General features: G+C 50.5%; 18 protein-coding genes. 11 read left to right on the top strand and 7 right to left on the bottom strand.

Going from position 1 to position 23,098, the window contains the following annotated elements; all coding sequences use genetic code 11:
- Window positions 1-12 precede the first annotated feature (12 nt).
- From ACTJJJ_RS22075 to ACTJJJ_RS22055, 5 genes are read left to right on the top strand one after another with little or no spacing between them, the layout of a single operon-like run.
- Complete coding sequence (locus tag ACTJJJ_RS22075; protein WP_440703048.1) at window positions 13-1,581, top strand: RagB/SusD family nutrient uptake outer membrane protein; 1,569 nt, start codon at window positions 13-15, stop codon at window positions 1,579-1,581.
- 35 nt (window positions 1,582-1,616) lie between these two features.
- On the top strand, window positions 1,617-3,206 hold the full coding sequence (locus tag ACTJJJ_RS22070; RefSeq protein WP_440703047.1) for an arylsulfatase: 1,590 nt from the start codon (window positions 1,617-1,619) through the stop codon (window positions 3,204-3,206).
- 41 nt (window positions 3,207-3,247) lie between these two features.
- Complete coding sequence (locus ACTJJJ_RS22065; RefSeq protein ID WP_426295789.1) at window positions 3,248-5,557, top strand: arylsulfatase; 2,310 nt, start codon at window positions 3,248-3,250, stop codon at window positions 5,555-5,557.
- 22 nt (window positions 5,558-5,579) lie between these two features.
- Window positions 5,580-7,403, top strand: coding sequence for a sulfatase-like hydrolase/transferase (locus tag ACTJJJ_RS22060; protein WP_440703046.1), 1,824 nt, complete (start codon window positions 5,580-5,582; stop codon window positions 7,401-7,403).
- A 58-nt stretch (window positions 7,404-7,461) separates the two neighbouring features.
- Window positions 7,462-8,202 (top strand): thioredoxin domain-containing protein, encoded by a 741-nt coding sequence (locus ACTJJJ_RS22055; RefSeq protein WP_188935670.1) that lies wholly within the window; start codon window positions 7,462-7,464, stop codon window positions 8,200-8,202.
- A gap of 65 nt (window positions 8,203-8,267) precedes the next feature.
- On the opposite strand, the gene ACTJJJ_RS22050 is transcribed toward ACTJJJ_RS22055, so the two are convergent.
- From ACTJJJ_RS22050 to ACTJJJ_RS22040, 3 genes are all read right to left on the bottom strand, one after another.
- Window positions 8,268-8,438 carry a hypothetical protein gene (locus ACTJJJ_RS22050; protein WP_440703045.1) on the bottom strand — a complete coding sequence of 57 codons (171 nt, stop codon included), beginning with the start codon at window positions 8,436-8,438 and terminating at the stop codon, window positions 8,268-8,270.
- Window positions 8,439-8,685: 247 nt separating this feature from the next.
- Window positions 8,686-10,311: an NADP-dependent glyceraldehyde-3-phosphate dehydrogenase gene (locus ACTJJJ_RS22045; RefSeq protein WP_440703044.1), complete on the bottom strand. Its 1,626-nt coding sequence runs from the start codon at window positions 10,309-10,311 to the stop codon at window positions 8,686-8,688.
- A 112-nt stretch (window positions 10,312-10,423) separates the two neighbouring features.
- A complete protein-coding gene (locus ACTJJJ_RS22040; protein WP_440703043.1) occupies window positions 10,424-11,752 on the bottom strand; it encodes an MATE family efflux transporter in 1,329 nt (442 codons plus the stop codon).
- A 198-nt stretch (window positions 11,753-11,950) separates the two neighbouring features.
- Here ACTJJJ_RS22040 and ACTJJJ_RS22035 point away from each other — a divergent pair, with 198 nt between their 5' ends.
- From ACTJJJ_RS22035 to ACTJJJ_RS22025, 3 genes are all read left to right on the top strand, one after another.
- Window positions 11,951-14,416: a TonB-dependent receptor domain-containing protein gene (locus tag ACTJJJ_RS22035; RefSeq protein WP_440703042.1), complete on the top strand. Its 2,466-nt coding sequence runs from the start codon at window positions 11,951-11,953 to the stop codon at window positions 14,414-14,416.
- A 138-nt stretch (window positions 14,417-14,554) separates the two neighbouring features.
- The gene (locus ACTJJJ_RS22030; protein ID WP_188935664.1) at window positions 14,555-15,004 is read left to right on the top strand and encodes a response regulator; all 450 of its coding nucleotides are present in this window, start codon (window positions 14,555-14,557) and stop codon (window positions 15,002-15,004) included.
- A gap of 49 nt (window positions 15,005-15,053) precedes the next feature.
- Window positions 15,054-17,516, top strand: a complete 2,463-nt coding sequence (locus tag ACTJJJ_RS22025; protein WP_440703041.1) for a PAS domain-containing sensor histidine kinase — start codon at window positions 15,054-15,056, stop codon at window positions 17,514-17,516.
- On the opposite strand, the gene ACTJJJ_RS22020 is transcribed toward ACTJJJ_RS22025, so the two are convergent.
- On the bottom strand, window positions 17,513-18,385 hold the full coding sequence (locus ACTJJJ_RS22020; protein ID WP_440703040.1) for a DMT family transporter: 873 nt from the start codon (window positions 18,383-18,385) through the stop codon (window positions 17,513-17,515). The two genes, ACTJJJ_RS22025 and ACTJJJ_RS22020, sit on opposite strands and share 4 nt — an antisense overlap.
- Before the next feature lie 52 nt (window positions 18,386-18,437).
- Between ACTJJJ_RS22020 and ACTJJJ_RS22015 the strand changes: the two genes are divergently transcribed.
- A complete protein-coding gene (locus ACTJJJ_RS22015; RefSeq protein ID WP_229222795.1) occupies window positions 18,438-18,788 on the top strand; it encodes a DUF1801 domain-containing protein in 351 nt (116 codons plus the stop codon).
- Here the strand turns inward: ACTJJJ_RS22015 and ACTJJJ_RS22010 are convergent.
- Together ACTJJJ_RS22010 and ACTJJJ_RS22005 are read right to left on the bottom strand one after the other, a co-directional pair.
- Complete coding sequence (locus ACTJJJ_RS22010) at window positions 18,769-18,978, bottom strand: YwbE family protein (protein WP_188935657.1); 210 nt, start codon at window positions 18,976-18,978, stop codon at window positions 18,769-18,771. The two genes, ACTJJJ_RS22015 and ACTJJJ_RS22010, sit on opposite strands and share 20 nt — an antisense overlap.
- Window position 18,979: 1 nt before the next feature.
- The gene (locus ACTJJJ_RS22005; RefSeq protein WP_188935656.1) at window positions 18,980-21,220 is read right to left on the bottom strand and encodes an FUSC family protein; all 2,241 of its coding nucleotides are present in this window, start codon (window positions 21,218-21,220) and stop codon (window positions 18,980-18,982) included.
- Between the two features lie 245 nt (window positions 21,221-21,465).
- Here ACTJJJ_RS22005 and ACTJJJ_RS22000 point away from each other — a divergent pair, with 245 nt between their 5' ends.
- Window positions 21,466-22,059 carry an HPP family protein gene (locus tag ACTJJJ_RS22000; protein ID WP_229222995.1) on the top strand — a complete coding sequence of 198 codons (594 nt, stop codon included), beginning with the start codon at window positions 21,466-21,468 and terminating at the stop codon, window positions 22,057-22,059.
- Between the two features lie 52 nt (window positions 22,060-22,111).
- Here ACTJJJ_RS22000 and ACTJJJ_RS21995 read toward each other — a convergent pair whose 3' ends face one another.
- On the bottom strand, window positions 22,112-22,636 hold the full coding sequence (locus ACTJJJ_RS21995; protein WP_188935655.1) for a ferritin: 525 nt from the start codon (window positions 22,634-22,636) through the stop codon (window positions 22,112-22,114).
- Window positions 22,637-22,810: 174 nt separating this feature from the next.
- On the opposite strand from ACTJJJ_RS21995, the gene ACTJJJ_RS21990 reads away from it, so the two are divergent.
- Complete coding sequence (locus ACTJJJ_RS21990) at window positions 22,811-23,038, top strand: hypothetical protein (protein ID WP_440703039.1); 228 nt, start codon at window positions 22,811-22,813, stop codon at window positions 23,036-23,038.
- Window positions 23,039-23,098 lie beyond the last annotated feature (60 nt).

The following is a 23,098-nucleotide window of genomic DNA, read 5'->3' as shown; positions in this document are numbered from 1 at the left end:
AAATCGATTGAAATGAAAGCATTTAAATATATTCTGTTGGGTTTCACGGCATTTGCTTCGCTCTCGTGCGAGGAATTCCTGAAAGAGGAACCCGAAGCATTTTTGTCGGAAGACCAGTATTACAAAACGCAGGCTGATGCGGTTAACGCGGTCAATGCGGTGTATTTCTTCCTGAATTCAGGCGGATCGTCGATCCAGACACCTTATAATACACTTTTCAACACTGGTATGAACATGGCTGGTGATGACGAGGACCCGGGACCAGGCGCTACCAACCCCGACGTGCGCTCGCTGTCGGTACTGGCACATTCGTCGACCAACCTGCGTATTTATGAGCTCTGGCAACAGCATTATGCAGCTATCAAAAAAGCGAATGTGGTATTGGAAAAAGTACCTGCCATCCAGTTTGACGAGGCATTGAAGACCCGCTTGCTCGGAGAAACCAAGTTCCTGCGTGCATTGTATTATTTCAACCTCGTACGCCTCTATGGTGACATTCCGCTGATTCTCGAATATCAGAAGTATGTCAATGCGGCTGACTATGCCATTGCCAAATCTCCTTCGGCAGACGTTTACGAGCAGATCGAGAAAGACCTCACCGAAGCCGCAGCGGTGCTCCCTGCCACGTATGCGTCGCCCAATGTGGGGCGCGCGACAGCGGGAGCGGCCAAGGCGCTGCTGGCGAAAGTGTACCTCACACAAGCCTCTTTGCCGCTGAAAGTGAGTGCGAAATACCAGTCGGCGGTGAACAAGGCGGAAGAAGCATTGTCGGCTGCGGATGGTGGCACCGGTAATTACGGTTACGATCTGGTCGCCAACTATGCCGAGGTTTTTCTGCCTGCATTCAAGAACAACAAGGAGCATATTTTCTCGGCGCAGTTCAAATCAAACTCGTTGGCGCAGGGCAACAACGAATGGCCCCGGGCGATCCTGTCGGGTGTGCCGGGTCTGAATGGCAACTACGCGCACATGGTGCGCTATTACACGCAGGGGACAGACAAGTTTTTCAGTATTTACAAATTGTTCAAACCGGGCGATAAACGTCGTGATGTGACGTTCGTTAGAAGCTTCACCAGCCCTTCTAACGGCCGTAAATATGCATTGCCGATCGCGAATACCGCGGTACCGAACGATTCGACGCCATTCTGGAACAAATGGGCCGATCCCGCGTCGACGGCGGTTACCAACCAGTCGGCTGCTAATGTACCCATTATCCGCTATGCAGAGTTGCTTTTGATCCACGCAGAGGCAGAAAACGAGGCGAACGGCCCGACACAAAAGGCATACAAATCACTGAACAAAGTCCGTAAACGCGCAGGATTGCCTGATTTGACTGCCGGCCTGAGCAAAGACCAGTTCCGCGACTCCGTATACCTCGATCGCCGTTTGGAACTCACCTACGAGTACCAGCGCTGGTTTGACCTGATCCGTCAGCGCGACGCGGCATATAACAGCACTTTCGTGGCCAATCAGCAGAAAGTGGGCAAAACCAATGCGGCTCCGAAGCACGTCTATTTCCCGATCCCGCAATCGGAGATCGACAACAATTCATTGCTGAAACAAAACCCGCTTTGGCAGTAACACCGAATTTGTAATCTGTTGGTATTGAAAATTGAATGAATAAAAAAGCTTCCTTTTGGATAGGCATTGCAGGGGCGCTGGCGGTTTTTGCGCCGGCGCCTGCGCTTGCGCAACAAGCGTCCGGAAAGCCCAATATCTTGCTGATACTGGCCGACGATATGGGTTTTTCGGATCTAGGGAGCTTTGGCTCCGAAATACACACTCCGCATCTCGACAGGCTGGCACAGGAAGGCCTGCGCATTACCCAATTCTACAACAGCGGCCGCTGCTGCCCCTCGCGCGCGGCCTTACTCACGGGCCTTTACCCGCACGAGGCAGGCGTGGGCGACATGGTGCAGGACAAGGGCACGCCCGCGTATCAGGGTTATTTGAGTAAAAACAGCGTTACCATTGCCCAGTTGCTCAAAACCGCGGGATATAACACCATTGCCTCAGGTAAATGGCACGTGGGGCTGGTACCGTCGGCCTGGGCTGTGAACCGTGGTTTCGACCAGTCGTTTACCCTGCAAAACAATGGAAGCAGTTACTTCAACTCCGAGGCACTTTACAACGACGGTCGGAAAGTAGCCTTTCAGTTGAATGGCCGCGAAATACAGCGGTACGATACTTCACGCTATCTCACACAAGCCATTACCGATTTTGCGGTCCAGTCGATCGACCGCATTAAGGGCCAGCCAAATCCTTTCTTTTTATACCTGGCCTACAACGCTCCGCATTGGCCAATCCAGGCGTTGCCGGAAGACATTGCCCGTTACAAAGGTAAGTACCTGCAAGGCTGGGACGCATTGCGCGAAGCGCGATACCGGAAGCTGGTTTCTTTGGGTATTATTCAAAAAGAATGGAAACTCTCGCCGCGCTACGAAAAGGCACCTGAATGGAATGCATTACCAGAGGCGGAAAAGGACAAATGGGATGCCCGTATGGCCATTTACGCCGCGATGATCGACCGGATGGACCAATGCATCGGGCAGGTACTCGACAAAGTGAAAGCCATCGGCCGCGACCGGAACACGCTCGTTATATTCGTTTCGGACAACGGCGGAAGCGGTGATACCGTCCGCGAATGGGATTATGTTACGCAAAAAACAGGAGAACCCGGATCAGCACATTCTATAGACAGCTACGACCCGCCCTGGGGTAATGCGAGCAATACGCCCTTTAAGCTTTTCAAAAAGAATACCCATGAAGGCGGCATTGCCTCGCCATTCATCGCCTGGTTTCCCGGAAAAATAAGGGCAAACACATTAAGCACGCAGGTTGGCCACATTACCGACATCATGCCGACAATGCTCGACTTGGCGGGCGTTCGCTATCCTGAAACATTTGCAAATGAAAAGCTTACGCCGCTGGCCGGCAGTTCATTATCACCATTATTTCAAAACCCGCAGGCTACACAATCCAAAACCCTTTTCTGGGAACACGAAGGCAGCCGTGCCGTGCGAAAGTCGGACTGGAAGCTCGTCGCCGAGATCGGGCAGCCGTGGGAGTTGTACGATCTCAAAACCGATCGCAGCGAAAATCATAACCTCGCCAACCGTTATCCGGCGAAAGTAAAGGAATTGGAAAAAGAATACCTCGAATGGGCAGCGAAAGTGGGTGTAGTGGATTGGAATACGATCAAATAGGAATTTGATATTGATTAAAACACATTCAAAAACAGTTTATCATGGGAAAAATATATCGTCCGTGGAATAAATTATCGCTGGGTGCATTGGCTGTGCTCGCTGCCAGCGGTGTGAACGCACAGTATGCGCCGACACCCGCTTACCAGGGCAAAATCGGGAAAACGGTGGCTGAGACGCAGCAATCGTGGCCGGAGAAGAAAAAGGCAGCGAAAGGCTCGCCGAACGTCGTCTGGATCCTGCTGGACGACATCGGTTACGGAGCGATCAGTACTTTTGGCGGGCTGATCAACACGCCTACGCTTGACAGCCTCGCCAACAATGGGTTGCGGTACACCAATTTCCACACCACGGCCATCTGCGCGCCTACGCGTGCAGCATTGCTTACAGGCCGTAATCAGCATTCGGCGCATATGGGACTTTTTCCGGAAACCGCTATTGGTACACCCGGTTACGACGCGCTCATTCCTTTTGAGAAAGGCACCATTGCCGAAATCCTGAAAGATAACGGCTACAACACGTTTGCGTTGGGCAAATGGCATATCACGCCGCTGGCCGATCTCACGCCCGCAGGACCATTCAACCGCTGGCCTACTGGTCGCGGATTTGAGCAATTCTATGGTTTTCCATCGAGAGGCAGCATCGATCAATGGCATCCTGAGCTTTGGGAAGGCACGCACCGTGAACCGGACCGCCAGGATGGTAAGCATTTCAACGAACTGATCGCCGACAGGGCTATCAGCTATTTGGCAAGCCAGAAATCGGGTAATCCGGATAAACCGTTCTTCCTGTATGTAGCAACCGGTGCAGGGCATGCGCCGCATCAGGTAGCTAAAAAATGGTCGGATAAGTATAAAGGGAAATTCGATGCGGGATGGGACGCTTACCGGGAGCAGGTTCTGGCCAATCAGATCAGGTTGGGTGTTGTTCCGAAGACGGCGAAAGTGCCGCCGCGTAACCCGGGTGTGAAAGACTGGAACTCGCTGGGCGCCGAGGAGAAAAAGCTGTACGCAAGGTTTATGGAAACCTACGCGGGCTTTTTGGAATACACCGACTATGAAATCGGAAGGGTTATCAATCATATCCGCGAGTCGGGAGAGCTGGATAATACGGTCGTAATCGTGTCGGTAGGAGACAATGGGGCCAGCAAGGAAGGTACCTTCGTTGGAACTGTAAACAATTTCGGCGCCGGCGTTTCGGAGGAGGAGCGTTTGAAAAAGAACATCGAGCAGATCGACCTGATCGGCACCGAGTTTTCGAAAGTGAATTACCCACTTGGCTGGGCTGCGGCTACCAACGTACCGTTTCGCCATTGGAAGCAGGATGCAAATTCGGAAGGCGGTACGCATAACCCGTTGATTGTCTTTTATCCAAAAGGAATCAAGGAAAAAGGTGGCATCCGTAACCAATATGGCCACGTTTCGGACATTTTGCCTACTACTTTGGAACTGCTGAACATCAAGGCACCGGTGGTGCTGAACGGCATTAAACAAGACGCCATCGAAGGGACGAGTCTTGCTTACAGCCTTAACGACGCGGGTGCTAAAAGCCGTCACACTGTTCAATACTATGAAATCCGCGGCTCCCGCTCGATTTATAAGGATGGCTGGAAAGCCGGATCGCTGCACGTGAAGGGACAGGATTTTGAGAAAGACAAATGGGAGCTCTATAACCTGACCGACGATTTCAACGAAACCAATGACCTCGCTACTGCCAATCCGGCCAAGTTGAAGGAGCTGAAAGCATTGTTTGATAGCGAGGCTTTGAAATACAATGTGTACCCGTTGAAGGATGGCACCGAGCCGTTTACATTGCCTACTGCCTACAACAATGTGGATAAAGTTGTTCTTTACCCCGGTCAATCGACGATCATCGACGTGGCCAGCCCGTTTGCGTTGAAACGTTCATTCTCGATCGTCGCCGATGCGGTATTGTCGGGTGTTGAAACGGAGGGTGTGTTATTGTCGAGAGGCGGTGCGGCCGGTGGTTTGAGCTTTTTTATCCAAAACCAGAAACTGCAATTTGTGTATGCCGTCGGCGATGGCAACAAATATGTAGTGAGCTCTTCCAGTGCTACTTTGCCGGACGGGAAAGTCGAGCTGAAAGCCAGCGTGCAATATGATGAGAACGGAGGCGGTGTGGTGAGTTTGTATGTTAATAATGCGAAGGTAGGGGAAGGAACGCTCACCAGAACTTCGGATGCATTATACCTGCACGAGGGCGTGAATGTCGGCTTCGACGACCTGACGCCGGTAGGCGATACTTACAAAGTGCCTTTTGCATTCACAGGCAAAATCAACAAGGTCACTATTGATCTCGCACCGACACAGCAGGCGGTTTTAGGCGCGAAATAGTAGTGAAGTAATTATCACGGTAATGATACAACTGACCCGCAAAATCCTTTGGGCGATATGGACTATCGCATTACATCCGGTGATCGCACAGGACCGTCCTAACATCCTCTGGATCGTAAGCGAGGACAACACCATTCTGCTCGGCAGCTATGGCGACAAGTTCGCGACGACGCCCAACCTGGACCAGTTCGCCACCGGGAGTATCCGGTACAAAAATGCCTTCTCGACCGCTCCCGTGTGCGCGCCCTCGCGTAATACGCTCATTACAGGCATGTACCCGCCCTCCCTCGGCACCGAGCATATGCGCAGCACGTACCCGTCACCCGCTTTCGTGAAGTTTTTCCCAAAATACCTGCGTGAGGCCGGGTACTACACGACCAATAATGCTAAAAAGGATTACAATACGACGGACCAGCTCGACGCCTGGGACGAATCGAGTAACAAGGCGACTTATAAAAACCGCAAGCCGGGGCAGCCTTTTTTCGCAGTATTTAATCTGAATGTATCGCATGAAAGCTCACTGCACGAGCCATTGCCCGCATTAAAGCACGATCCGGAGAAAGTGCCGTTGCCGCCTTACCATCCTGCGACGCCCGAGCTGAAACACGATTGGGCGCAGTATTACGACAAGCTGGAAGAAATGGACCGGCAGTTTGGAAAACTGTTGCAGGAGTTGAAAGACGAAGGACTTGCTGACAACACTATTGTATTTTACTATGCCGACAACGGCGGCGTGCTGGCGCGCAGCAAGCGGTTTATGTATGAATCGGGTCTGCACGTGCCGCTGATCGTGCATTTGCCGCCAAAGTATGCGCATTTGGCAAATCAAAAACAGGGTAGTGTGTCGGATAGGTTGGTGACTTTCCTGGATTTCGCGCCAACTGTTTTGAGTCTGGTCGATATTAAAGTGCCTGATTATATGCAGGGAGGCGCGTTTTTGGGCAAACAACAGAAGCCGGAGCCGCAATATGCGTTCGGATTCAGGGGAAGAATGGATGAACGGATCGATATGTCGCGTTCGGTACGGGACAAGAAGTTTCGATACATCCGGAATTATCTGCCAAATAAAATCTATGGCCAGTATCTCGAATACCTCTGGCGGGCACCATCGGTGAAATCCTGGGAAGATCTTTACAAAGCGGGGGAACTGAATGCGGTGCAATCCAAATTCTGGGAGCAGAAGCCGGCAGAAGAGCTTTTCGACGTCGATGCCGATCCGCACAACATTCATAATCTGGCCGGGGACCCGAAATACAGGAAGGAACTGGAACGGTTGCGTAAGGCCAATAAACAGTGGACCGCGAGCTATAAAGACGTCGGATTTATTCCCGAAGCGATCATCTATGAAATTGCCAAAACGACACCTTTGTATGATTATGCCAGAGGTGGCAAGTATAATTTCGAGAAAATTGCCGCTACCGCAGACATTGCTTCCTCCCGAAATCCCGGCCACACGCAGGCGTTGATCAAAGCGCTGGGAGACGGAGACCCGTCGGTGCGCTACTGGGCGGCCACGGGCCTCACGGTACTAAAAGCCGCGTCGGGTGGGGATGCATTGCAAAAAGCATTGAAGGACCCGGAAGTTGCCGTGCGAATTGCTGCCGCCGAAGCATTGTATGTGACAGGCGCCGACAAGCCCGGGGCCGTCGTCGCGCTGACGGATGCCTTGAAAAGCGACAATCCGTATGCTCGCCTACAAGCCCTGAATATCCTCGATCTGACGGGCAAAGATGCTGCACCGGCCGTTCCTAATGCGGAGCGGATTGCAGGACAGAAACCGGAAATGTTCGATTATGACATTCGTGCAGCGAAGGTGCTGCTCCAAAACTACAAGAACGCAAAATAAAAAGTCGATAGCCGAGGCCAACCACCGAAAGCAGTAATCACTTTTAAACCCAGTTTCAATGAAAACTTTTAAACGTTTTTTCGCATTGGTATGGTTGCTTGCCGCACATACCGCCCTGGTTGCACAAACCGGACCAAATGCCCAGAACACCGCAAAACGTGACCTCGTTTCTTTCGAGGAATTTGAAGCCCGGCTGGCCAAAGCGGGCAAGAATGCTCAGATTTTGGATGCACGCTTACCGGAAGAGTATGCGCAGAACCATCTAGAAGGCGCAACCAGTTTTAGCGTCGCCAACGAAGCCGACTTCTCTAAAGCCATCGCCAGGCTCGACAAAAGCAAGCCGACTTTCATCTATTCCATCGCCAATGGTCGCAGCGGCAAACTTGCCAAAGACCTGCGCGACAATGGTTTTAAGGACGTCACCGAACTGCCGGGCGGATTGAGCAAATGGATCGGTTTGGGTAAACCCGTTGTGTCCACCGTCGGCCCGGGCCTTTCGCTGGGCGACTACCAGGCTTCTTTGAAATCCGACAAACTTGTGCTGGTTGATTTCGGCTCACGCTATTGCGGCTCGTGCAAGCGGCTGGCACCCATTGTGGATTCTATCAAACACGAGCAAGCCAGCTCGGTGAAAGTAATCAATATCGAAGCTTACGAAAATAAAGCGCTTACCAAAGAGCTGGGCGTGACTGCATTGCCGACGCTGATTCTTTACCGCGGCAACCAGGTAGTTTGGAAGAAAAGCGGCGTTACGCCGAAAGGGGAGATTGAAAGGGTGCTGGCGGAGGCGAATTTGTGATATTGCGGGTAAATCAGCCGCATACTATTACGTGATGCGGCTGATTTACTTCGGACAATTATTTCTTAGTCCTTCTTCTGAACATAGTCATCATCCCAGGGAAAAGGTGGTTTGAGTTTTGATAACATCTCAGCGGCTTCGCGATTCTTTCTGATCACAGCTGGTGAGTTTTTTACATCCCTGATGAATTTCTCTTTATCTCTGAGAATTGCTTCAATCCAGTCTTCACTTTCCATTCATTCTGGCTTTTCCATAAAAGTCTTCATACAGAACTGATTTTCGATCAACATATCCCTGGAAAGACAAAGAGCAGCGGAATTGGTAAATGTCTTTGTTCATGCAATTAGCGTGCTTAAATACAACCCAAAGCACACTTCTACAAATTGTCTATTCCAAATTTAAACACCGGTGATCCTCCGGCACAAAAAAACGCCCATCCGGAATACCGAATGGGCGAAATGCATTAAAACGAATGCAAAAAACTTAGAATATAAACTTCGTACTCAAAAAATTCGAGGTGTCCTCATGCACGATTTCGTTGATCAGCTGCTTGTTGGCGGCGTTCATTTTGAAGGCTACCAGGGAGCGGATTGAGAAGGCGCGGATGGCGTCGGGGACGGAAAGGGTGCCTTCGGCGCTGTCCTTGCGGCCGGTGAAAGGGAATACGTCCGGGCCACGCTGGCATTGGGTATTAATGTTCACACGGCTTACCTGGTTTACCAACGGGTCTATCAGCGAGGCGACTTCTTCGGCATTGTTACTGAAAATGCTGACCTGCTGGCCATGGGTCGAGTCGATGAGGAATTCGATGGTTTCTTCGAGATCGTCGAACGGTACCACAGGCACGATTGGCCCGAACTGCTCTTCATGGTACAGCTTCATTTTGCTGTTGACCGGGTAGACGACGGCCGGGTAGAAGAACGAGCCTTCCGATTTGCCCCCGTTTTCGTTGACCACCTTCGCACCGTGCGCTTCCGCGTCGGCGATGCAGTCGTTGAGGTATTCGATTTTATTGGTTTCAGGCAGCGGGGTAAGCGCTACACCTTTCTCCCACGGCATTCCAAATTTCAGTTCGGCAACAGCCGCGCTAAATTTTTCCAGGAATGCATCGGCCACGGTGCGGTGTACCCAGATGATTTTCAAAGCCGTACAACGCTGACCATTAAACGACAATGATCCGGTGATGATCTCTTTGACAGCAAGGTCGAGATCAGCCTCAGGCGTAACGATGGCCGCATTCTTAGCATCCAGACCGAGTACCGCGCGCAGACGGTTCACTTTCGGGTGGGATTTTTTCAATTCATTCGCCACTTTGCTGGAACCGATGAGCGTCAGCACATTGATTTTGCCCGATTGCATCAATCCAGGAACGATGGCATTACCGCGGCCGTAAATCACGTTCACGACGCCTTTCGGGAAACAGTCGCGGAAGGCTTCCTGCAACGGGTAATGCAGCAGCGTACCGAATTTCGGCGGTTTGAAAAGCAATGTGTTGCCCATGATCAGTGCGGGGATCAGGGTCGTGAAAGTTTCGTTGAGGGGATAGTTGAACGGTCCCATGCACAATACCACGCCCAGCGGAGAGCGTCTTACCTGCGCTGCAATGCCGTCGACAATGTCGAAACCGGACGAATCGCGATCGAGGTTTTTGAGTGAGTCGATGGTGGCGTAAATGTATTCAACGGTACGATCGAATTCTTTAACGGAGTCGGCAAATGATTTACCGATTTCCCACATGATGAGCTTAACGATAATGTCCTTTTTCTCGATCATCCGGCCTGTGAATTGCTCAACGCAGTGGATGCGCTCGGCAACACCCATCGTAGGCCATTCGCCGCGGCCGCTGTTGTAGGCAGCTACGGCTGCATCCAGCGCTTCCGATGCTTCGGAAGCGGTGCATAAGGGGTAGCTTCCGATGAGCTTGCGTTCGAGGCCGTTGGCTGTTTGCACGGCAATCGGCGAGAAAACTTCATGGAACGGCCCGTCCCAGGTCTTCATTTCGCCATTGCAAAGGTACTCGCGCTGGTGGATCAGGGATGGCAGGCTGAACTCCGCAGGAATGTCTTTTTCTTCAACAAAGATGCTCCTTAACGTGGAATTGAAATCCATTGAATCAGATTTTTGTGGATAAGAATTGATTATAAAAAAACGCGCACTTGGATAATGACGAAGTTTCGCAATTATATCCTTATCAACAAGTCGGATTTTGACGAAGTTTTATCTAAACCTGATTTCTTCTTGTCATTTTGAAGAAACGCGTCATCAGGAAGATCGAAGCCATCGTTAATCCCAGGATTAATCCCAGCCACATGCCCTTCGCTCCCATTCCGAAATGGAATGCGAGCGTGTACCCCACCGGGATACCGATTACCCAATAGGCGATGCCGATCAGGATCGTAGGCGTTTTTACATCTTTAATACCCCTTAACAACCCCGCGCCGATCGCCTGCGTACTATCCGAAATCTGGAAGACGGCGGCGAAAAGGAGCAGCAAAGCGGCCAATGAGACCACTTCGGTGTTGTCGTTGAATGCGATAGGTAAGTGGTTACGCAAAAGACCGAATGTGATCGCGCAGATCGTGCCGTAGATCAATGCGGTGACCAATGTACTTTTGCCGATCACAAAAATCTTCGCCCAGTCGCTGCGCCCGAGCGCGTTGCTCACGCGTATGGAACCCGCCTGCGCGAGGCCCATCGATACCATGAAGGTGAAGGACGCGCTGCTCAACGCGATCTGGTGCGCCGCCTGCGCCACCGCGCCCAGGGTTCCGATGATAATGCCCGATACCGCAAATGCACCCGCTTCCATACCGATCTGCAAGCTGCTGGGGACACCGATATGCAACAGTTCGCGCCAGGTTTGCCATCTGAAATACCATTGGTTGCGACCTACGGCGATGTATTTTTCAAAAGTTTTGTGTCTTAAAATCACAAAAAGCAGTGCAAGGAACATCATGCTGCGGGTAATGAGTGTCGCCCAGCCGGCACCTTCGAGTTCCAGGCGCGGGAAGCCCCAGTTGCCGTAAATGAGCAGCCAGTTGAGCAAAATATTGACAGGCATACCGGCCAATGAGAAGATCATCGCTGTGCGTGTATGTTCCAGCCCGTCGGCGAATTGCTTCAAGGTCATGAAAAGCAGCATGGGGATAATGGAAAGACCCATAAGCCGCATGAACGGGATAGCCAGCTCCACTACCTCGGGATCCTGGCCGAGGTTACGCAGATAATCTTTACCAAAAAGCAATGTAATGGAAATAGCCAGCGCCGTAAGTGTGCAAAGGCAGAATCCGTTGAACAGGTAATGTGAAACCTGCTGCGCGTCGCGGCGGCCGTTGGCCAGGGATACCATTTGGGAAACCGAGATCGTCATGCCGATCCCGATCACGAACGGGATGTTCATCGCATTGATAACCAATGCGGCGGCGGCCAGTTGTTTATAACTGATCGCACCGACCATCGCGCTGTCGATGAGGTGGAGGGCCATTTGGGCCAGTTCTCCGATGATAATGGGAAATGCTAATCTTAAAGTTTGTGATGCTTCGCTTTTCATGGCTTGTGTGGATATGCAAAAAGACTGCAAAGGTACAAAAAACCGCCGGAGCCCTGGACCTTCTGCCGCCGGAAAGTTCATTTTAACCTTGTATGATGACAGATTAATATATCATTATGGTAGAGTAAAATAGCGGGGTAAAAGGGTTTGTATGGGTAGCAACTTTTAAAGGATTTGAGAAAATATTACAACAGCATAATGGCTATCAGAAGCAGTTTGAAGAAGGGCTTTCGTCAGGGGAAGTCGCGTGGTTTTGTGGGGTTGGTATGGGTTCTCGGGATGTTGGCAATGGTGCCGGTCCAGGCACAGAATAGTGGGAAATTGAAGGTTACAGGCAAGATTATCGACGGTGCGAGCAACGCGCCGCTGGGTTATGCGAGCATCCGGCTTTTCAAAACGGCCGACAGCTCGTTTGTCTCGGGAGCGATCACAGACGAGACGGGCGGTTTCATTGTGGACATCTCGGCCGGTACCTATTATGCACTGTCCGAATTCATAGGTTATAAACCAAATTACACTACTAACATAAAAGTGAGTGCTGCCAATTCACCGCTGGATTTAGGCTCTATAAAAGTGGCGGCTTCGGCCAAAACGCTCGACGAGGTGACTGTCCAGGCGGAGAAAAGCTCGATGGAATTGTCGTTGGATAAAAAGATATTCAATGTCGGCAAAGATCTCGCGAATGCGGGCGGCAGCGCGGTTGATATTCTTACCAATGTGCCTTCGGTCGCCGTAGATGTGGAGGGGAATGTCAGTTTGAGAGGTAGCGGCAATGTACGCATTCTCATCGACGGCAAACCTTCCGGGTTGGTCAGCATTAAAGGTGCCAGCGGGCTGGCGCAGTTGCAGGGCAGCATGATCGAACGGGTGGAGATCATTACCAATCCATCGGCGCGGTATGAGGCCGAGGGGATGGGCGGCGTAATCAATATTGTGTTAAAAAAGGAGCGAAAAGAGGGTATTAACGGCTCTTTCGACATTATTACCGGTCATCCTACCAATTTCGGCGGCGCAGCGAATGTGAACTACCGGAAGAAAAACCTCAATTTCTTCATCAACTATACGATGTCGTACCGGAATACGCCGGGTAGGAATTTTGTGTACCAGGAGCTGTACCGCAACGATTCGACCTTCATCATGGAGCGCGATATGAAAAGTAACCTGAAAGGGATGGCCAACAGCGCGAGGGGCGGTATCGATTATTATTTCAATGCCAAAAACGTCCTCACGGGCGCGTACACCTGGCGCACGAGCAAAGGCAAGCGGTTTTCGACACTGAATTACCGCGACTATCTGTCGAACCTCAACAACATGACGAGCTACACCCGGCGGACCCAGGACGAAACCGAAACGGAACCGAACTCGGAGTATGCATTGACCTACAAAAAAACTTTCAACCGAAAGGGGCAGGAGTTTACCGCCGATGTGCGCTACCTCGATAACTGGGAAGATTCGGACCAGTATTACCACGAGAATGTGTACAAACCGGACGGCAGCCCGTCGGGCATCCCGCCGCTGTTGCAGCGTGCCGTAAACTATGAAACGGAGAAACAGCTGCTTTTCCAGGCCGATTACGTGCATCCGTTCGGGAAAGACGGTAAGATCGAGGCCGGCGGGCGGAGCAGCTCGCGGGATATGACCAACGATTACACCGTGACCCAGCAAACCAGCGACGGCGGCTGGACGACCTTGCCCGGGCTTACCAACGATTTTCTTTACGAGGAAAACATCAATGCCTTGTACGGAATGATCGGCAACAAAACCGGCAGGTTTTCCTATCAGGGCGGCGTTCGCGCTGAATGGACGGGTGTTACCACTACATTGAGGACTACTAATGAAGTAAATGCACGCAAGTACGCCAACCTCTTCCCCAGCGTGCATATTACCTATGATTTTGCCAAGCAGAATGCATTGCAGCTGAGTTATAGCCGCCGCGTCCGCAGGCCGCAGTATAACGACCTGACCCCGTTTGCTACTTACAGCGATAACCGCAATTATTGGAGCGGTAACCCCGATCTGAACCCGGAGTTTACCAATGCATTTGAGCTCGGGCACATCAAATACCTGAACAAAGGCTCGCTGACTTCTTCCATTTACTATCGCCACACCAACGGCAAGATCATCAGCATTCGTTCGGTACAGGACGACGGCAGCTCTTACACCCGGCCGGAAAACCTTGGAACGGAGGATGCCTACGGAGCCGAATTTGCCGGCTCGTTCAACCCGTATCCCTGGTGGAAGCTCGACGGCAGCGCCAACTTCTTCCGCGCGATCACGGATGGGACCGGAGTGGATGAAGAGTTCCAGAGCGATACTTACAGCTGGTTTGTGCGTGCGATGTCGCGGTTTACCCTTTGGAAAAATACCGATGTGCAGCTGAGAGGTAATTATGAAGCGCCTCAGCAGACCCCGCAAGGCCGCAGAAAAGCACTGTCGACGCTCGATCTGGCCGCAACAAGGGACATTCTGAAGGGAAATGGCACGCTGACGCTCACGGTAGTAGACGTATTCAATTCAAGGAAGTTCAGGTCGATCACCGAAGGAGCTAATTTTTACGCCCGTAACAGCTCTCAGGGGCGTTTAAGGCAGATTAACCTTACTTTGAACTATCGTCTGCATCAGGCCAAAAAGAAACCGAAGGAGAGCTTGGAGGGTGAATTTTAATGTGAATTAAATTTAGTTTACGGCTTTTATTGCCTAACTTGTATACTCCTACCAAGGGATTGATTGCTACCGTACCTCGAACAGGTTGAAAGTATTGACCAACCTTTATGTTATTTCATGACTACTAAAATTCGGGCTATGAGCACAAAACCAAATAAATCTATTTTCCTGGCCGACGACGATGAGGATGATTGCCTGTTGTTTGAGGACGCGCTCAGGGAAGTAAGCACTTCGGCGGAGCTCTTGACAGCGAGCGACGGCGTTGAGTTGATTGACCTGATGGAAAAAACAGTGCCACCTCCGCCGGACGTTATTTTCCTGGATTTGAATATGCCCCGGAAAAATGGTTTCGAATGCCTGGACTATATCCGAAAAACCAAGGCTTGGGAGCATATTCCGATCGTGATTTTCTCCACGACCGGCCAGGAGGAAATGGTTAGGAAAGTGCATGAAAAAGGTGCCAACTTTTTCATCCGTAAACCGGGGTCGTTTCCCAAATTGAAGCAGGCTATCAAGCAAATTCTTGATATTGACTGGACCAAGCATAGCTGGACGCCAGCCCGGGAAAACTTTCATTATCAATATTGACTTCTCACGACTTGCCCGCTTATTTTTGAAAGTATCTTCTTGAAAACAGGTGGACAAGTCGAAGCAATCCTATCAGCAGACTTCTGAAAATGGTGCCATTCACTCCAATGAGGTGAATCCAGCGCCCGCACGCACGGCTGTCAACAACTCGGCGCCCGACGGTTCGGCGCTCGACGGCTTGCCGCCCGATGGTGAAAGTAAATTCAGAAATACCGTAAAACAGGCGCCCGTGGGGATGATCATCCTCCGCGGCGACGATTTTGTGGTGGAGATGGCCAATGATGCCTACCTGCACATTGTCGACCGCACCGAGGAACAACTCGTGGGGAAATCGCTTTTTGCAAGCCTTCCCGAGGTGCGGGAACATGTCGAACCGATACTTCTCAACGTTTTCCATACGGGCATTGCCTATCATGGCAACGAGTTCGAAGTAACGCTGCGGCGATTCGGGCGGCCTCAGATTTGCTATTTCAACTTCGTTTATCAACCGCTTTTTGACGATAATCCCGGCAATGCATCGGGCATTATTGTGGTGGCTACCGAGGTCACTCAGCAGGTTTTGTCCAAACAGGCACTCCAACGGAGCGAGAACCATTTTCGAAACCTTGTCACACAATCGCAGTTTGCAAAGGCCATTCTCAAAGGTCCGGAACTGGTGATCAGCATCGCGAATGAAAGCATGCTCAATATCTGGCGGCGTAGCCTCGACGAGGTGGTCGGAAGAAGGCTTATCGACATTTTTCCCGAACTGGAAGAGCAGAAGTTCATCGGACTTTTGAATGAAGTTTACCAAACTGCCAGGATCCACCGCGGAAATGAGGCTGTTACCTACGTCGACGGCCCTGGCGGTTTGAAAAGGCATTATCTCGACTTTCAATATGCGCCTATTTTCGAGGTAGACGGCAGTGTTTCGGGTATTATGGTGTCGGCGAGCGATGTTACGGACAAGGTTACATTACGACAGCAGTTTGCCGAGGCGGCCGACCGGCTTTCGTTAGCAACGGAAGGAACACGCCTGGCAACCTGGGATTTGAATATAAAAACAGGACAAATCATTCATTCGGGTAGGCTGGCAGTGATTTTCGGTTATGATGAAACCGCAGTGCTGAGCCATCGCGAAATGCGGGATCAGGTACATCCCGAGGACCGCCAGGCCATTGTGGAAAGGGCATTTCAGGCCGCGCTCCAAACAGGTGTTTATGTTTACGAAGCGCGGATTATCCACCGCGACCAATCGGTACACTGGATTCGGACGCAAGGAAAGGTGCTTTTCGACGAAGCGCACGTGCCGCAGCGAATGCTCGGGACAATGATGGACATTACCGACCGTAAGGAGTCGGAACTCGCGCTGAAAACCATTGAAGATAAATTCCGGACGCTGGCCGATTCCCTGCCGCAGTTTGTGTGGACGGCCGATGCGAATGGTAACCTCAATTATTTCAACCGGTCGATGACCAACTACTCCGGGCATACGGGCGAAGAGATAGAACGGAGCGGCTGGCTGCAACTCGTGCACCCCGACGACCAGGAAGAAAGCCAGCTTCTCTGGAACGAGGCAATTAAGGAAGGCACCGACTTCATGTTTGAACACCGTTTGAAACGCTTCGATGGCGAATACCGGTGGTACCAATGCCGGGCCATTCCGCAGTACAACGCGAATGGCGCGATCGAAATGTGGGTAGGGACGAGCCTTGATATTCACGACAACCGGCTGTTTATCGATCAGCTGGAAACGAAAGTGCAGGAAAGGACGCAGCAATTGATAGTCGCTAATAATGAGCTGATCCGTACGAATATGGAGCTTGCACAATTCGCGTATGTGGCCAGCCATGATTTGCAGGAGCCGTTAAGGAAGATCCAGACGTTCGCTACGCGCATTCTCGAAACGGAGAATGCCAATCTCTCGGAACGGGGGAAGGATTATTTCAACCGCATGCAGGCGTCGTCTACGCGCATGCAACAGCTGATCGTGGACTTACTGGCTTTTTCGCGGGCCAATGTTGCCGAAAAGCACTTCGAAAGTACCGATCTGAACCAGGTACTGCAAAATGTAAAAGAACAACTGTGCGATACGATTCAGGCGGAAAATGCTATCATTACAAGCGATTTACTGCCTGTTCGGGACGTTATTGTCTACCAATTCGAGCAGCTTTTTATGAATCTCATCGCCAATGCCCTGAAATTTACAGGCCCGGACAGGGCGCCGGTCATCGAAATCCGTTCGGGAGAAGTGCACGGTGCGGCCATACCGCTTGCCGGCGCCAATGCGGCCCGGCATTATCAATATATTTCATTTACCGACAATGGAATAGGGTTCGACCCGCAATTTAAGGACCGTATTTTTCAGGTATTCCAAAGGCTGCACAACCGCTCTTCTTATGAAGGCACCGGGATCGGGCTGGCGATCTGCAAAAAAATCGTGGAGAACCATAAAGGGCTGATCGACGCTGTCGGAAGGCCGGGAATTGGATCGACGTTCATTATTTATCTGCCTTTTGCGACAGGAAGCTAGCTTGTAGTGGCCGACGCTTTCTTTCGGCCCGTGTAAGTAATGGCAATGCCGATCAGGATAACGACACCTCCGCCGATCATTTGAGCAGTTATTTTTTCTCCAATAAACATCCATGCGAAAAGCCCCGTTACAACCGCCTGGCTCAAAAGGCTGAGTGAAACGCTTTTCGCATCCATTTGTTTCACCGCCGAACTGATCGTCAACCAGCCAACCAGCTGACAGACCAATCCCTGAATCACAAAAACACCCCAGATCACCGGTTCGAAATGCCAGATAGGCTGGTCGAAAATGAGGCATATTGCAAACAGGTAAATGCTTGACACCGCCATGCTGACCGTCATAAAACTGACAATATCGATCTTGTCCAAAACCGTTTTACTGATCAGCATGTAGGAGGCGTAAAGAATACCGGAAAGCATTGCCAGGGCGAAACCGAGGTCGAGCCGCATGGACGTAAATGTGTCCAGGCCTATCAGAATCACCATCCCGGTAAGCGCGACCAACGTGCCAAGCCAGAAACGGGGGCCGGGTTTGTCAGGCAAAAACAAAAAGGTTCCTACGCCCACCCATACGGGCGATAGGTTTGTCAGCAGGGTGGCTTGTGTTGCATTGGAGTAATGTATGGAGAGGTTCCATACGGCAATATCGGTCGCGAAAATAATGCCGCAAAGCACAATAGGAAGCCAAAGTGCGCCGGTGGGGAATGTGAATTTCCTACGAAACAACACATAAGGGAACAAAAATAGCAATCCCAGGAGCATGCGGTAAAATGCGGAAGTAATGCCCGATACCGGTGCCCATTTAACAAGCACGGGGAAAATACTGATGCTGATGATCCCGATAATCAGGTTAATGCGGGGATTTGACATAAATCGGATAAATTGAGGCAAAGATAAGGAATCACTTAAACCCGACGGGGCATTGCGCGAGATCGACCGTTATTTCATGGAAAAGCCCGAGCCGGCCCGGAGCTGCCTGCTGGCATTACGGCATCTGGTACTTTCTTTTGATCCACAAATACGAGAAGATTGGCAATATAAGATGCCTTTTTACAAACTCGGCCCGAAACGGCTTTGCTATTTGTGGGAGGAGAAAAAAACAGGCACGCCGTACCTCGGCATTGTGGATGGCTACCTGCTGGAACATCCGTTGCTGCTCGCTGAAAAACGTTCGCGCATGAAAATCCTGCTCATAAACCCGGCCGAAGACCTGCCGCTCGAAACCATTCACGAAATACTGGAAAAAGCCAGGGCTAATCTTCGGCTTCGATAACCTTCACGCGGCCGATATCGCCGGATTCCAGCCGAACTTTAATGCCATGCGTGTGCACAGGGGCCTTCGTCAAAATGTCTTTTACAATACCCTCAGTCAGTTTTCCACTGCGCTGGTCTTTTTTCAGCACGATCGAGACGGCGAGCCCGGGAGTGATATTTTTTCTTTCTGTTCCTGATAATGAAGACATGCTAAGCTGCTTTGGCGGTTTTAATTTTTTGAAGGATTTTGATTTCGTCGATTGAAATGGTGCTGATCAATTCAAACAGTCCATTGATGGTTTTCAGATCCGACAGCATTTTGCGTACCGGAGATTGATCAGCCTTTTCAATGCCCAGCTCTTTGATCTGTTTCTTGCGATCGGCGAGTAATTCGACGAGTCGCTGGTTTTGCGGCAGCGACTCCCGAACGATTTCCAGGCTGTTGCCGGTTTTTCCATCAATAATGTCCGTGGCCGCCTGCAATTGCCGGTCGATCTGCCGAATCATCATTTCAAATTCAACTGAAAATTCCACGTATTCCAAAGTCTGCGCGTATGTCGAGAGCGAGGCAATATAGGAGGTAAGCATGTGACTCGTCGCGACGAACTGATGGTATTCCTCCATATTCATCTGCTGGCGCTTCGGCTCGGAAAGCATCTTTTGAAAGTTATCCGAAAGGTTAGCCATCGCGATGATCGCATTCTTTCTCAATAGCTTCAATTCGTTGATATCCAGCTGTTTTCCGGTGAATTTAGCGGCGACAATATCAAAATACTTCCGGTTTGCATCCAGCGCCTCTTTCATATATTGTTTGATTTGCGAATGCTCCCACACCGGCAAAACGTAGGAAGAAATGATGTAGGCTATCAGCGAACCGATCACTGTATCCACCACCCGGTCCTGCAAAACGGCTGTGACATGCTGGGGATTAAGGAAATGGAACGAGAGGATCACATACAGCGTGATACTGGTGGACGCCACGAAATAGTTGATTTTCAGGAAGCTGTATGCCAGGATCATCGAGACCATCATCAGGATGAACAAAGGCGTGCTTTCATCAATGAGATATAAGAAGAGAAACCCGACGGTCACACCCAGGATTGTCCCGCCAATCCTGTGAATATTCCGTTGCTTGGTAATACTGAATGCCGGTTTCAGGATCACGGCGATCGTCAGCAATATCCAGTAACCATGCCCGACGGCGAAAAACAGCGAGGCAATGTATCCCGCCAGCAACCCGAGCGTTACCCGTACCGCATGCCGGAAGTGGCTCGATTTTAAGGAAAGGTTGTCGAGCAGGATGCGCGGATGATAGTCTTGTTTGGGAGTGAAATCTTCCGCTTCCACGGTCAGTTTGTAATCCTTGCTGACGTCGGCTTCGTATTTGGTCGCTCTGTGAAGCTTCTTAACGCGCTCGGTGACGTCCTGCAAGCTGTTGAGGATCTGTCGGAGCATGATGAAGTCCTCCATATTATCGTGGTTCATCTTATGTTCCCGCATGCGTTCGAACGCGCGCTGACATTTATTGAACGCCTCGTCGAGGTCATGGCGTGGGTGCGAGGCGTAGCCGCTTTGCACGGCCAGGCCAATCTGCTGTATTTCGGCGGCCAGCCAGGTAATGTAAGTGCCGAATAGCCGCAGCACCTTCGTGTGGTCGAAAGCACGGTGCAAGTTGGCGTAGTTCTGCTGTGAATTCAGTATTCGTTCGAAAAGGTCGATGCTGTCGAGGAACATCAGCATTAATATCCGGCTTTTCGTAGTCGATTCGGTGACGATTTCCCGCGTTTTAAAAAGGATTTCGCGCAGGTTTTCATGGTTTTCGCGGAGAATCACCTGCTGGTGTACCATCCGGTTGAAAAGCTCGTCGTAATCGGGTTTGGCAAAGTAATAGTCGGCTTTGATCGAAAGCAGTTTGCCCAATTCCACAAAGTTCTCTCCCAAAAGCTGCTGGATGAGTTTGTAGGGCAGGAGTTTTTGCAAAACCATAAATAATATGAAATACCAGATCCCGCCGGCAGAGAATATCGCCGCGGTACGGAAAACCATGTCTCCGCTGAGATGGTCATCAATGTTAAATACAAAAACGAGCAATGAAATGAGGCCGATGCTGTTCACGCGGTTACCATATACGCCAACCAGCGAGAAAAACATTCCGAATACGATGATTTCAAGAAAAATAATAAAATGAAAATGCCGCAGATAACCGGTTATGCAGGCGACGAGAAAGCAGGTGGCAATGGCGACAAGCAATGCATTGCGCCGCCGGTGATAAGGCCCCGGATTATCTGTGCCGCCGATCAGCAGCGTACCGAGCGGGAACGCGATCCAATCGCTTAATATGCCGTAATGATGAAAAATGAGGCTAGGGATGATCGTCCCTAGGGTTAGACGCACACCAGTCGACAGATAATGGCTGGAAATAAACTTTTTGAACTCGTCGAGGTAATTCATGGAATGAAATCACGGTGTGCTATTGCAATACTACTATTTTAAATTTCGCAACCCAACAAAAGGCGTACCAAAATTTATTGCCTGCCCCGGGGCGCTTATCCGTTCGGGCTGGGCTGTTTTTTGTATATTTGGAAGGGATTAGGATAGGGGAACCACAGAAAATTTGGATTGTTCCCCTGACTTACGAACCATCGCTATCCCGTTATAGTTCTATTTTCAATGCAACTTCCACCAAAAGTTTCCATATTTTGAGAAAAAGGATTAAGCGTAACGCAAGATTGGTCCGTTACGTCGTCTACAAAGAGACACTAATTGATTTCAAAGACCATTTCTGGACTTTTCTCGGTTCATTCCTCGGTATCGGCCTCATTGGCCTGCTCAACGACAAACAATTCACGGATTCCGACTCACTATTCCTTATTGGTTCCTTCGGCGCCTCCTCGGTACTCATTTACGGCATCGTGAATAGCCCGCTGGCACAGCCGCGTAACCTCATAGGCGGGCACGTCGTATGCGCGCTCGTAGGCGTGACGGTCCATAAGTTTCTGCCCGACCAGGTCTGGCTGTCGTCCGCTTTTGCAGTTTCGGTATCCATTGTGCTGATGCAGGTAACCAAAACATTGCATCCTCCGGGCGGTGCTACCGCGCTGATCGCCAACATTGGCTCCGAAAAGATCAAAGCCCTTGGCTATATGTATGTAATAAGCCCCGTACTCAGTGGCGTGCTGATCCTGCTTTTTGTGGCCGTCATGGTGAACCGTTTTGCGGCGCACCGCAAGTATCCTGCCAACAAAAACTGGTACAAGGTGTGGGAACGGAGGTATTTCACCAGGGTTTAAAAACAAAAAAAGCCGCTCTTTCGGGCAGCTTTTTTTAAGGTAAGGCCTTGTATTATTCTTCAGAACCGATTTTGCCGATCGCTTTGTCGATCACGTACAAACCTGTTCCATCTTCGCCAATTACATCGAAAAGCTCGATCGCGCGGCGTGCATTGTCTTCTTCTTCAATTTGCTCGCTCACGAACCATTGCAGGAAGTTTTCAGTCGCGTAATCTTCTTCTCTGCGCGCTGCAGTAACAATGCGGTTGATCGACTGCGTTACCGCGATCTCGCTTTGAAGCGCTGTTTCAAATACGCTTTTGAACGTAGGATATTCCTGTTTTACGCCTGAGACCTCAGGAGAAATCGCCGTGCCGCCCACTGTCATCAGGTAATTGAAGATTTTCAGCATGTGGCCGCGTTCTTCGTCGGACTGATGAAGGAAGTACTTAGCGCTGTTTTTGAAACCGTTGCGGTCACACCATGAAGCCATAGCGAGATATTTGGCAGAAGCTTCTGCTTCCATCTTCACCTGGTTGTTCAAAAGTATTTCTATCTCCTCTTTGAGGGAAGTACGTGCTCTTAGTAAGTCTTTCATGATTTTGCTTGTTTATTCGTGTATTAACAAGTGCAAATATCATGCGAAAGTTCATGATTCCAAATCGTTTTAGAAATTTGGAAACGGTCTAATATAGTCTGAATGAGTAATTTAGACTAATTCTTGTTCTGTATAGAGAACCTGGTGTAGCATAGAATTGAGCTCAATCGCGAAGTGCGTTCCGTTGACAAGTTCACGCAGCTGGATCACTTCACAGAGCGTCATCCTGTGGCCGATATTGAGTTGAGGAGCCTCAACGAATTCATAGTCAGACTCATCCGACAGATCGAAGATTTTGCTGTGGATATCGATGCTGTTGATAAACCGGCGGAAATTCAGGAAATCGAGGATCTTAAAGGGAGCTTTGATTTCGCCAAAGTGAAGGACAATACGGGAAGTTAAATCACACTGTACGCTATAACCTTTGGCGGTACTGAACAATTCATTCTGGGTATTCACTGA

The organism is Dyadobacter sp. 22481, from assembly GCF_052044875.1.
Classification (GTDB): domain Bacteria; phylum Bacteroidota; class Bacteroidia; order Cytophagales; family Spirosomataceae; genus Dyadobacter; species Dyadobacter endophyticus.
Note: the sequence above shows the minus strand (reverse complement) of the source record. Positions and strands in the feature narration are given on the sequence as shown.

Excerpts from the sequence above, each read along its gene's own strand:
- ACTJJJ_RS22055 (WP_188935670.1), top strand. The coding sequence starts at position 7,462 with ATGAAAACTTTTAAACGTTTTTTCGCATTGGTATGGTTGCTTGCCGCA.
- ACTJJJ_RS22065 (WP_426295789.1), top strand. The coding sequence starts at position 3,248 with ATGGGAAAAATATATCGTCCGTGGAATAAATTATCGCTGGGTGCATTG.
- ACTJJJ_RS22045 (WP_440703044.1), bottom strand. The coding sequence starts at position 10,311 with ATGGATTTCAATTCCACGTTAAGGAGCATCTTTGTTGAAGAAAAAGAC.
- ACTJJJ_RS22050 (WP_440703045.1), bottom strand. The coding sequence starts at position 8,438 with ATGGAAAGTGAAGACTGGATTGAAGCAATTCTCAGAGATAAAGAGAAA.
- ACTJJJ_RS22030 (WP_188935664.1), top strand. The coding sequence starts at position 14,555 with ATGAGCACAAAACCAAATAAATCTATTTTCCTGGCCGACGACGATGAG.
- ACTJJJ_RS22005 (WP_188935656.1), bottom strand. The coding sequence starts at position 21,220 with ATGAATTACCTCGACGAGTTCAAAAAGTTTATTTCCAGCCATTATCTG.
- ACTJJJ_RS22035 (WP_440703042.1), top strand. The coding sequence starts at position 11,951 with ATGGCTATCAGAAGCAGTTTGAAGAAGGGCTTTCGTCAGGGGAAGTCG.
- ACTJJJ_RS21995 (WP_188935655.1), bottom strand. The coding sequence starts at position 22,636 with ATGAAAGACTTACTAAGAGCACGTACTTCCCTCAAAGAGGAGATAGAA.
- ACTJJJ_RS22060 (WP_440703046.1), top strand. The coding sequence starts at position 5,580 with ATGATACAACTGACCCGCAAAATCCTTTGGGCGATATGGACTATCGCA.
- ACTJJJ_RS22040 (WP_440703043.1), bottom strand. The coding sequence starts at position 11,752 with ATGAAAAGCGAAGCATCACAAACTTTAAGATTAGCATTTCCCATTATC.
- ACTJJJ_RS22070 (WP_440703047.1), top strand. The coding sequence starts at position 1,617 with ATGAATAAAAAAGCTTCCTTTTGGATAGGCATTGCAGGGGCGCTGGCG.
- ACTJJJ_RS22075 (WP_440703048.1), top strand. The coding sequence starts at position 13 with ATGAAAGCATTTAAATATATTCTGTTGGGTTTCACGGCATTTGCTTCG.
- ACTJJJ_RS22020 (WP_440703040.1), bottom strand. The coding sequence starts at position 18,385 with ATGTCAAATCCCCGCATTAACCTGATTATCGGGATCATCAGCATCAGT.
- ACTJJJ_RS22010 (WP_188935657.1), bottom strand. The coding sequence starts at position 18,978 with ATGTCTTCATTATCAGGAACAGAAAGAAAAAATATCACTCCCGGGCTC.